An 11,943-nucleotide genomic window follows, 5' to 3' on the forward strand; every position below is an offset into this window, starting at 1 on the left:
TAAATTATTTAGAAGTGTATCGCCTTATTTCGCTCCCATTTTAAAATCCAATATTTACCCCAGCTGTCCAGGTGGTTGGAATTGGATAACCCCAACCTACATTTTCAGGATCCACACCGGTGAAATTTTTTGATTTAACGGTAAATAGATTCTGACCAGTTACATAAATCCTTAATCGGCTCATACGTAGGTGTGCGGCGGTTGCTGTTGGCAAAGTGTAGCCCAGGGACAAATTCCGGAGCTTCATATAAGATCCATTCTCGATAAAGTAATTTGACAGACGGCCCTCGTCGTTGTTATTTGTTGTTTGTAAGGCCGGGATCGTTGACGTTGGATTTTGTGGTGTCCAGGCATTGAGCAGACGTACACCTTTATTGGAATTGACGTCGTCCACACTCCAAAAGTCCGTTTGCTTTTTCAGCCAGTTTTCAACATCTATTCCCTGTACCCCCTGAAAGTACGCAGATAGGTCAAAGCTTTTATATTTTAGCACAATGTTCAAACTATAAGAAAAATCAGGATGAGGACTACCAATCCATGTACGGTCCATATCGGTGATCTGCTTGTCCGCATCATAGACGTTGACATAACGTAAACGCCCTATCCCTTTACCGGTCTGATTGACGTGCGCATCCACCTCGTCCTGATTCTGAAAAATGCCGTCGGTAACATAGCCATAAAATGACCCTAGCGGCCGGCCGATAATATTGTCTCCTTGACGACCACCATAGGAGTTTTCTACTGCTTCGGGTAAATGTGTCACCTTGTTTTTATAGGTCGAGAACACAGCCATTACATCATAATCCAATCCAAAGGTTGTTTTATTACGATATCCGGCCGATATGTCCAAACCTTTATTTTCCATGGAGGCACCATTCGCCCAACGGTAACCGCCCTCTCCGACCACACCGATATAGGCTGGATTGATCAACATATCTTTGGTTGCTTTAACATACCAGTCAATCGAACCATAGAGACTTTGATTAAACAATGAAAAGTCCAAGCCTATATTCGTCTGCGTGGTAGTTTCCCATTTCAGATCATTATTTTCCGTTTGGATTTTGCGGTATCCCGATGGTAACTTTCCCGTTCCTGCACCCGATAGATCGTATGCTGTACCGTCCACGATATTCCATGTTGGATCAGCAACACCATATTCGGGGACGAACAGGGCATAGGTAGCCAGATTACCAATACCCTGGTTGCCTGTCTGCCCCCATCCCACACGTAACTTGAGGTCAGAAATATAATTTTTTGTACTTGCCATAAAGCGTTCAGAAGAGATCCGCCAGCCTGCCGTTACCGCTGGAAAAGTGGCAAAGCGGTTATTTTTACCGAAGCGGGAAGAGCCATCGTGGCGTACGGTGAAAGAAGCCAGATAACGGTCATCATAGGAATAATTGGCCTTTCCAAAATAGGATAGCAGCGAGAAGCCTGTAGAGCCACCTCCTACTGCCGCTGTACCCGTACTCACACCTGGCCACATATACTCTGGTGTTTCTATGGCAAATGCACCATCACCAGCGGTATAGGCGTTAAAATTAATATCATTCTGACGGTTCATTTCGATACCAGCAAGCACATCTATTGTATGTTTGTCGATTGCCTTCCGATAAGTCGCTGTATTGGACCAAGTCCACTTCATCCCATGAGACTGCTCCATATTAACGCCACTGCGGCTGCTGTTCATAAATCCCGAACGATAGGATACTTCCAGGTTACGTTTGTAAAAATTACTGTAATCCAGGCCATAACTGGTTCGAACATGCAGATCTTTTATCAGCTGTAGATCGGCATAGGCATTCCCAAACAAACGCCAATAATTGTATTTATTATTTCTATTGTCGTAAAGTACACGCATGGGATTATGACGGTCGTTCATTCCTAATGCTGGTCCCCCCCAGCCCATTCCATCTACCGTATGCACGGGGATAATCGGTAAAGCTTTCAACGAAAGGTCAAGTACATCGCCGGGGACCTGCACTTCACCCGTGTTGTTTACTGTAAAATTCTCTCCAACAACCAGTTTTCCATCAAACAGTTTATAGTCAGCATTCATCCGGGCGGATATTCGCTGGAAATCCGTGTAACGGAGTGTGCCATTGTTGTGCAAATAACCTAAGGAGAAAAAGGAGCTGGATTTTTCTGTTCCGGAGCTCAATGTCGCATTGTATGACTGCTGCAGTCCTGGTTTCGAAACTTCCTTAAACCAATCGGTATCTGAAGCATACATGGTGTGCCCACGATCAATATACTTGGAAACAAAAACAGTATTGAGCTGAGGCACGCCATTCGCATCGTTATTCCATTCAAACTGATAACCAATATTGTTTCCATTTGGATTGCCACCGCTGTTGATCGTTGCCTGCCATAGGGCACGACCATATTGTTGTGCGTCGAGCACTTTCATGCGATTATTAAAATGCGTACTGGTGGCGTAGGCGTCTACTGTAAGTTTAGGGGCACCTAGCTTTCCTTTTTTCGTAGTGATGACAATAACACCATTGGCTGCACGCGAGCCATAGATACTCGCCGAAGAAGCGTCCTTTAAAACCTGAATGCTTTCGATATCATTCGAATTGAGTTCGTGCATTCCTCCCTGGGTGGGGGTTCCATCAATGACATATAAGGGATCCTGACTACTATTGATCGAACTGATTCCGCGCATACGCACTGTTGCCGCTCCACTTGGACTACCATCCGAAGTTACAGTCATACCGGCTACCCTTCCTTGCAGGGATTTCATTGGGTTATTTTCTGGAGCCTTCATCATCTCAGCAACATTCACAACACTCACTGCGCCAGTCAAATCCTTCTTCCGTTCGGTTTGATATCCCGTAACGACCACTTCATCCAGCCCTTTTTCGGTGCTCGTAAGCTGAATATCGAGGAACTTTCTTCCGGCAACAGCAATTGTCTGCGTGGCATAGCCGACATAACTTATCTCTAATGTGCCCTGATTGCCCGATGTCTGGAGGACAAATTCTCCCTTTTCATTTGTCTTGGTAGCTATTGTGGTTCCCTTCACCACTAAAGATGCCCCCACTACAGGTGCTGCTGTTCCACTATCCGTAATTCTTCCCCGGATTTCAGTCTGTTGCGCAAATGCGACAACAGAAAAAAGTGCCAAAGACGGGAGCAGCATTGCTTTCTGTCTTGTAAACATAATTGGTTATAAGTAAATGGTTAATGATTTAGATTGATTATTTGATTATGATAGCGGATAAACTGCTTCGCAAAGAAGCAGTTTACCTACTGTTGCTTCTGAGCTCCATTGAAGATCGGATGCAACCATTGGAATCGATTGATGACCTCATCGTTATATTCAGGACAAGCCCCCCGGCTCTGTGTCACAAATCCACTTAAGGTGGCCGCAAATTCCAGTACTTCCTCCAGCTGAACACCTTCCTGCATCTGAAACCTTTTGGTCAGGAAAGCCGCCAAAAAAGAATCACCACTTCCGATTGTATCTTCTACCTGAACTTTCAAGGCCGGGAAATGATAACTGATATTATCTTTTTTATAATGATACACGGCTCCATCTGCACCATAGGTTACTATTGCCTCCTGAATTGCAAAACGGGCCATGATCAAGTCTACACGCTGCTGATCGGTATAGGCTTCCGTAGCGCCATTCCAGTCGGAAATAACATGCAGTTCCTCGGCATTCATTTTCACAAAATCAGCATATGCCAACAACTTATGTATTTTTTCAGGACCAAAATAAGGTGTACGCAGGTTGACATCCATCACCCGAAAGCGGGCTTTTTCAAGCAATAACAGCAAACTTTGGAAGCTTACTTCATCCCGACAGGCTAGACTTCCATATACCAAAAAATCCACCGTTGCAACTGCTTCCAGAACAGCACTATCCACTGCTATTCTGTCCCAAGCTACCGGATAAACGATATCGTAATGCACATCGCGTTTAGCATCGATCGAAACCTCTACGGTTGAGGTCGGTAACAACGCATCATACTGGAAGAAATCGGTCGGAATGCCCAGATCCTCACATACCTTACGTAGTTCATAACCATTTTCATCACGCCCTATGCGTGTTAGCATACGCGTCGTAACGCCCAGTTTATTGAGGTGATAAGCCACATTCAACGGTGCACCGCCCAATTTTTTACCTGTAGGAAGATTGTCCCAAAGTACCTCTCCAAAACAAATACCCTGTATTGATTTTTCTCCGTTTTTCATATTTCTTCTTTTTTCACAAAGCTTCGGCCGAGCGCCAAAAGCCATGTAACGAATTGATTATTATATTTCCCTTTAAGTTCAATGTTGACAATAGATACACACGACTTGCTATCATAATGTCATTGATTAAATAGCTTTCGATAGGCGCCAGTCGCGCCATGGCTACTCCGACGCCTATTCGTTTAGTCCAGCTAAAGACTAATGTAGATTGATGGTATGCCCAAGGTCTTCCAGTGACTTCCCTTTTGTCTCCGGCATAAACTTAAGCACATAGATAAGCTGTAAAACCATAAATAGGGCAAAGATCAAGAAGGTACCGCCCCCGCCGAGCATTTCCGTCAATGCAGGAAAACAAAAGGTAATAATTGCCGCCATCACCCAGTGTGTCAAGCTGCCGAATGTCTGTCCTTTAGCACGGACATCATTCGGAAAAATTTCCGAAATAAACACCCAAATCACAGCGCCTTGCGAGAATGCGAAAAAGGCAATAAAACTCATCAGATAGATGGTGATCGCAAAACCCGTCGTTTGATTGGTATAAAAAGCATGGGAAACGAGTGCCAAAGAAACAATCAGTCCAATCGAACCCACCAACATTAATTTTCTTCTACCGACCTTATCGATGAAATTAATCGCCAGCAACGTAAAGATAAAATTGACAACCCCGATCCCAACTGTTGAAAGCAATGAACTCTGTGAGCCCAAACCGGCCATTTCAAATACACGGGGGGCATAATAGATGATTGCGTTAATACCTGAAACCTGATTGAACAGCGCAAAACAAAAGGCCAATAAAATAGGTTTGACATTTTCGCGAACGAAGAGTTTGCCCTCCCCTGCTGTATTGTTTTTGGACTCCTGAATTTTTGAAATCTCCAGCTCGTAACCATCCGAGTTGATTTTTTTCATAATTCGTTTTGCTTCAGCTAAATTACCCCTGTGCAGCAGTAACCATCTTGGACTTTCCGGAATAAGGAAGATCAGACCGAAGAATAATAACGACGGAAAACACTGTACGCCTAACATCCAACGCCAGGACTCCTCCCCTACCTGACCGATAAAGTAATTGGACAGATAGGCAATCAGAATCCCCAATACAACGTTGAACTGGAAAAGTCCGACCAATTTTCCACGCGATGCCGCCGGAGATATTTCCGATATATAGATTGGTGCAGTTACCGAAGAGACGCCAACGCCTATACCACCCAAAAAGCGGAATAAAATAAATATCGTCCAGTCATTCGCCAATGCGCTGCCTATTGCTGAGATAAAGTAAAGAGCTGCAACCGCAAATAAAGTATTCTTACGCCCCAACTTATCTGAAGGCAGTGCACCCAGCGCTGCTCCAACAACTGTTCCGATCAATGCAATGGCCATGGTCAATCCATGCTGAAACTCACTTAAATGCCAGTGTTCCTGCACGGCCTTTTCTGCTCCTGAAATAACCGCTGTATCAAATCCAAATAAAAATCCGCCTAAAGCCACTACAAAGGACCAAGCTAGTACCGTGTTTTTGTTCATGTTATGATCTATAATTGATTAATCCAAATTTAACCTTGGTTTCATCTTAACTTAAATTTGAGCTTCGCAAAAACATTTATTTATGTAACATTTTTTAAAAAACGTTAAAACACTAAAAATCTGAAACTTATACCAGCATTACTTTTTAAAACTTTCACTTTTTAAACAGAAAATTTAGAAAATGATACATTTTTGAAAGTTTCCATATCAGTGTAAAGAATACACTAACAAAGACGAGGTTACCCTAAAAAAACTAAATAATGTATATTCGGATATTGAAGGGAAAAAAATCATGGGAAAATATTTCATTTATGGTGGCATATTGATCCTGCTTCTTTTTTGTGGATGTCAACCAATGGTCCAGAAGAAAAAGCGGATTATTGCTTTTTCACAGTGTATCGGAAATGATGCCTGGCGACAAACCATGCTCGAAGAAATGAAAAGGGAACTTTCCTTCAATCCGGATATTGACTTTCTTTATCGAGATGCCCATGGCGACAATAATGTCCAGATTAATCAAATTCGGGAATTAGTCAAACAGGATATCGATCTTCTGATTGTATCGCCAAATGAGGCCGAGCCCCTTACCCCTATAGTAGATTCGGTATTTCAACGCAATATACCCGTCATCGTAACTGACCGTAAGACATCCTCAGGCCAATATAATGCCTATGTGGGGGCAGACAATCTTGCTATCGGAAAACTGGCGGGCCAGTATAGCCGCACCATTTTACAAAACAATGGTTCGATCGGCCTGGTTACTGGATTATCGGGCACATCCGCCTCCATAGAACGTGAAAAAGGCTTTATGCAGCAAATTGGAGATGCTAAAGGGATTCGAACGAGCGGAATCATTCACGGCGGATGGGAAAAAAACAAAGCTTATTTGGAAACGCGTAGGCATATAGACCAAATGATCCAGAGTGATATCATCTTCACCTTCAATGATCAGATGGCCATGGGGGTAAAAAAAGCATTGGACGAAGCCCAGATCAAAAAGGACATTAAGATAATCGGTGTTGATGCTCTTCCTGGTCCCGGAAATGGCCTTGAACAGATCATACAGGGCAAAATGTTCGCTTCCATACTCTACCCCACTGGCGGAGCCGAAGCCATTCGAACGGCCTTGGCTATCATCAACCACCAAAACTACCGCCGCGAGAATATACTCGCAACCTCTGTCATCGATAAAACCAACGCGGAGTTGCTTGCCCTGCAGTCGGATAAAATAAAGCAACAGCAGCTCGATATAGACAAAAGACAGGAATTCATTACGGAACAGAATAAGATTTACCAAAGTCAAAAGTCGGTTCTTAATGTACTGGTCGTTAGCTTGGTGCTTGCTGTTGTCTTTGGTGGCATTTCTATTATCGTGATCAGGAGCAACTGGGAAAAGAACAAACATCTGGAAATCCAAAATAGTGAGATCCTTGCGCAACAAAAACAGATCGTCGAGATGAATAGTCAGATCCAGCAAGCGGCAGAAATCAAGAATAATTTCTTCACCAACATCTCACATGAATTTAAAACACCACTGACGCTTATTATAACGCCTATCGAGGACCTTGAATTACGAAAAGACCTGCCAGAAGAAGTCAAAGAACAGTTGTCGCGCGTCAAGCGGAATGCAAAAAAACTACAGCGTTTGGTTACCGACCTCATTGATATCCACCGAATCAGTAAATCAAAAATTAGGTTACATGCGTCTATCGTTTATATCGATCCATTCATCCAGCAGGTAATAGGTAGTTTCAAACCGCTATTTAAGAAAAACAGAATCTCGGTCAGTTATATCAACAAAACGAGTTTGAAAGAGGTTTGGATGGACGAATACCTCATGGAACAGGTCCTATCCAACTTATTATCCAATGCGATCAAACATACTTCAGCAAGCGGCAGAATTGAAATTATACTAGAAGAAAACAATTTCAAGGACTATTTTTATCTACGCGTATTGGATAATGGTCTGGGAATTGCGCCGGTTGATATTGAGCATATTTTTGATCCTTTTTACCAAGGAGCCGGCAGCCGTAACGGATCCGGAATCGGACTCGCATACAGCAAACAGATCGTCGAACTGCATCATGGCCAGATCACCGTGAGCAGCAAGCCCGGCCATGGATCGATCTTCACCCTCCGCATGCCAATTGGGAACGGTCATTATGAACCTGCTGAACTGGCCGGTTTCGACAGTGGAGAAAAACCATCGTTTCATCAACAAGATCTACTGGACACGACAGCAAAGGTGGTAGACAACAATCTTTCTTTTCGATCCAACAAATCGAAGAGCATTATGATCGTCGAAGATAATGGTGAAATCAGAGACTATCTCCGCTCGTTATTGGAACAGGATTACAACCTGTTTCTGGCGAAGGATGCCCAGCAAGCCACTAGTATGATGAAGACACATTTTCCAGACCTGGTGATCACCGATATTATGCTTCCTGATGGAAGCGGACTGGATATTTTGAAAGACATCAAAGCCTTTTATCAGACCGCACATATTCCCGTCATCTTACTGAGTGCACTTGCCAACGAGGAGACCATGCTTGAGGGGAGCAAATTAATGGCCGATGACTATATTACTAAGCCATTCAATGCCGAACTGCTGCGGATACGTATTTCAAATATTCTTCAATCGCGTCATCAGCTTAAAGAAAAATATAGCAGCAACGTCGAACAGTTTGAGCGTACTCAAGCCGAACAGGTCAACGATAGCGACAGAAGATTCCTAAACAATCTCTCCGCCATTGTCGAATCCAAGTTATCGGATCAGCGGTTAAGCGTCGACGGGATTGCCAACGACCTCCATCTCTCACGCGTTCAGCTCTATCGTAAGGTGAAACAGCTGCTCGACTGCAGTGTCAATGAGTATATTGTGGAACGAAGATTAAAGAAAGCCAAAAGCCTGATGGCTGAGGGTCTAACCATCAACGAAATATTTAGTAGTGTCGGCTTTTCATCAGCATCTTACTTCGCGTCGGCCTTTAAAAGGAAATATGGACAGTCACCAAGCGCCTATAAAAAAGAATTTGACAAAAAATAGCCGATCAGTGGGGCATCCACAAACGAAACGTTAAAACTGCCCCTTTCGTTTAAATAGATAAAAGCTGATCAATAGAAATACAACAACCATCACCATGTTGCAGTAATCGAGCCGTGCAAATGAGTCATTTTCGGATAGGATGTTCATGACCGCATTATAAGCACCCGTATAGGGTATAAAATCCGAAAAGCTTTTTTGCGCCACCAGCACTGAAAACACCAACATAAACATCCCCACCCCAATCGGGTAAATAAAGCTTCGGAACAATAGACTTAAAGCCAGCTGGATCATCCCAATAGCTGATAAGGTAATGAAAAGCTTCAGAAATGTATAAAAAATCACCTGCCTATAGTCGTAATTCTGGAAACCAAGGACGGGATAAATCAGACTGAGCAGATAGCCGCTGATCAAAAATGCAGCGTACGCAAAAAGAATTGAAAAAAGTAATGTTAGTAGAATAAAGGTCGCTTTGGAAAAGAAAATATTCGATTTACTGATGGGCACAGTAAAGAGTATTTTATAATTGTTATTCTTATACTCCACATCACAGCAAGCATATACGAACAAAGCGACAAGAATGGGATAGAGTAAATAAAAAAATTGAAATACATATCGACCCAATAAGACTTTCCAGGGATTGGGAATGGCGCTGGCACCACCGGAATTGACAATGTCATAGATTATATAAGCGCTAATCGCAAAAATAAGCAGCATAGGTGCGATCAAGACCCCAAAAATTTCCCTGTTACGAAGAAGTTTGTACTTTTCAGACAAAAAAGCAGTATAAAATGTATTAGCCATTTGCACGAGCGATTAGGTTTATAAAAATTTGTTCAAGATCAGCACCACGGGATTCCAGCCCATAAATAGCAATCTGCTGTTCAACCAATGATTTGATCATAAAATCAAATTGCTGATCATCCCCTATATTGACGATAACATTTTGACCATCGATCTTAACGGTAGAAAAACCTGCATTTTGCAAAATAGAAACTGTTGCAGCAGGATTGGATGTCCGTAAGAACACTTCTCGGTCAACCTGCCCCAGCAGCTCATGCTTAGTTCCTTGGAAAATCATTTTCCCACCTTCTATGATACCAATGTGTGTTGCTATTTTTTCAAGCTCACTCAAAATATGGCTTGAAAGAAAGATCGTTTTACCCTGTTCATTGAGGTGACAAAACAAGTTGCGCATTTCCACAATACCCTGTGGGTCGAGACCATTTAATGGTTCATCCAGAATGAGTAATTGGGGATCATGAAATATCGCCATTGCAATCCCTAACCGCTGTTTCATACCCATAGACAAAGCATTCGTTTTTTTCTTTTTCTCCCGATGAAGATCAACCATTTCTAACACTTCATCAATGCGTTTATTCCCTTTTTTATGAATGATATCCAAATACTTTAAATTTTCAAAAACGGTTAACTTAGTATAATAACAAGGCGATTCGATCAGGTTTCCAACATTCGTATAGATACGTGTTCGATTTGTCCTAAGACTATTTCCCTGAATAAAAATCGCATCTGTCCGGTCCTCCAAAAGACCTAAAAGTAGCTTGATTGTTGTCGATTTTCCGGCTCCATTTCGCCCGAGATAGCCATAAATACCCTTTTCTGGTACCTGCAGACTGATGTTATCCAGGATTGTTTTCGCGCCTATTTTAAAGCTAAGTTGTTTTGTGAGGATACTTTCCATTGGTGTTACCGGTAAATTGGATCTTTATTGATATCGATATAGAAAATGCCGTCGATAAAGTCGTGCCACCTTCTATCTTCATCAATCCCTTTATTGATGACTGAACTAAAATTCTGTTTTAAAATACTATTGTTGGACAACTCCCGAAGATCTAAAAAGAAATAAGGCGATTTGGTAGCATGAAATACATTTTCCACCGCCAACTTACCCACTCTATCGACAACACGGCCAGTTTTATCGTATCGTCCATAGGAAGTAAAGTCCAGGCTATATGCTTGGGCGCCATATTTACGCTTTAGATAAGTCCCAAGCGGCCGATAATCTTTATTGTATGGAGCAGAAAAGCTATGGATATTGGCACACCAGACGATAATCTTTTTGCCGGCGTAAAGCGAATCGATCTGATAGCATAGATTTTCTGCCATCAGGGAATCCCTAAAATGCATGCTCTGCATTGATCCTGATTTATAGCGCCAAGATTTGTCAAAGTTATTTCTCATATCGGACAGGTATCGGCTATAGATCAGGTGCTCATTGTCTTTTACATCCCTGCTGATCACACGGCTCAATGCATCCAATTCTGCTAAAAACTGTTTCTTTTGGTCCGCATCGAGCTGCTTGCTGGCAAAACGTTCATATGTCAGGTATTCCAGTTTGTTTCTATTTTTTTTCAATAAAGGATACTTGGTTGAATCAATCCCATTTTTGACTAAGAAATCTTCTAATAATTTCGCCCGCTTATCAGACAATTCCCTACCCGAAAACTGAATATCAAACCCACCGAGAGAAATAGGATTCTGGGATGTTTTCGTATTTTTATAATAAGTTAAGAGCAGTTGATTTTCCTCATTTTGCCACCAAAAGTCAAATAGACCGATACCGCCGACCGTTTTTACTTGAGACCGACTCGTAGGGGTATCCATCTGTGCATTCATCATCCACATATCATATTGCCCTGCCTCATATAAAACTACGTCATAATCGAGATGCTCATGCAGATAACGGATGAGTCTGGCTTTCGCTTTGAAAGTTTCGCCATCATTGTGCAGCATTTCACCCAACATCAAAATTCTATTATTTTTTAGCGTAGCATCAAAAAAGCGTAGATCCGAAAAATTACTATCGGTCATCAAGATACTTTTGATTTCTTTTTTATGGCGATTCACTTCGGTTAATAATGTTGCATGATTCGCCATGGGCGTATCATTATAGACAAGCTTATTAAACGATAAAATTAAAACTGTAGTTATCGCAAGTGCACATAAAACACCTCTCATGCATTTCAGCTTATATGATTCATAATTGATCTATCTACTGCGTGTCACGCTAAAGTAGAATACATTTTAACATAAGATGATCATTTTTTCTTTTTCCACAAAAAAATTATACAAAAAAAATTAGAAATGCCCTATAACTACAAAAAGGCGGTTAAGTGAGTGTATCACATAACCGCCTTGCTTGCTTGCTTGCTTGC

The 11,943-nt window shown here is 42.1% G+C and carries 7 protein-coding genes; 1 reads left to right on the forward strand and 6 read right to left on the reverse strand.

The features are described 5' to 3' along the window. Nucleotides 1–40: 40 nt before the first annotated feature. The 3 genes from B3E92_RS14110 to B3E92_RS14120 all read right to left on the reverse strand — a co-directional run bounded on the left by B3E92_RS14110 (nt 41) and on the right by B3E92_RS14120 (nt 5,724). Nucleotides 41–3,166, reverse strand: coding sequence for a SusC/RagA family TonB-linked outer membrane protein (locus B3E92_RS14110; RefSeq protein WP_204990783.1), 3,126 nt, complete (start codon nt 3,164–3,166; stop codon nt 41–43). A gap of 86 nt (nt 3,167–3,252) precedes the next feature. Beyond that, nucleotides 3,253–4,203, reverse strand: a complete 951-nt coding sequence (locus B3E92_RS14115; RefSeq protein ID WP_286897298.1) for a carbohydrate kinase family protein — start codon at nt 4,201–4,203, stop codon at nt 3,253–3,255. Between the two features lie 198 nt (nt 4,204–4,401). Beyond that, nucleotides 4,402–5,724, reverse strand: coding sequence for a sugar porter family MFS transporter (locus B3E92_RS14120; protein WP_112374298.1), 1,323 nt, complete (start codon nt 5,722–5,724; stop codon nt 4,402–4,404). A gap of 292 nt (nt 5,725–6,016) precedes the next feature. Here B3E92_RS14120 and B3E92_RS14125 point away from each other — a divergent pair, with 292 nt between their 5' ends. After that, entirely contained in the window at nt 6,017–8,770 is a 2,754-nt protein-coding gene (locus tag B3E92_RS14125) for a hybrid sensor histidine kinase/response regulator transcription factor (RefSeq protein WP_286897300.1), read from the forward strand. A gap of 30 nt (nt 8,771–8,800) precedes the next feature. On the opposite strand, the gene B3E92_RS14130 is transcribed toward B3E92_RS14125, so the two are convergent. From B3E92_RS14130 to B3E92_RS14140, 3 genes are read right to left on the reverse strand one after another with little or no spacing between them, the layout of a single operon-like run. Beyond that, nucleotides 8,801–9,571, reverse strand: coding sequence for an ABC transporter permease (locus tag B3E92_RS14130; protein ID WP_204990785.1), 771 nt, complete (start codon nt 9,569–9,571; stop codon nt 8,801–8,803). After that, entirely contained in the window at nt 9,564–10,469 is a 906-nt protein-coding gene (locus tag B3E92_RS14135) for an ABC transporter ATP-binding protein (protein ID WP_286897302.1), read from the reverse strand. Before B3E92_RS14135 ends, B3E92_RS14130 begins: the two co-directional genes overlap by 8 nt. 5 nt (nt 10,470–10,474) lie before the next feature. Further along, entirely contained in the window at nt 10,475–11,665 is a 1,191-nt protein-coding gene (locus B3E92_RS14140) for an erythromycin esterase family protein (RefSeq protein ID WP_286897303.1), read from the reverse strand. Nucleotides 11,666–11,943 lie beyond the last annotated feature (278 nt).

Origin of the sequence: Sphingobacterium sp. UBA6317, assembly GCF_002440385.1 — a bacterium.
Classification (GTDB): Bacteria; Bacteroidota; Bacteroidia; order Sphingobacteriales; family Sphingobacteriaceae; genus Sphingobacterium; species Sphingobacterium multivorum.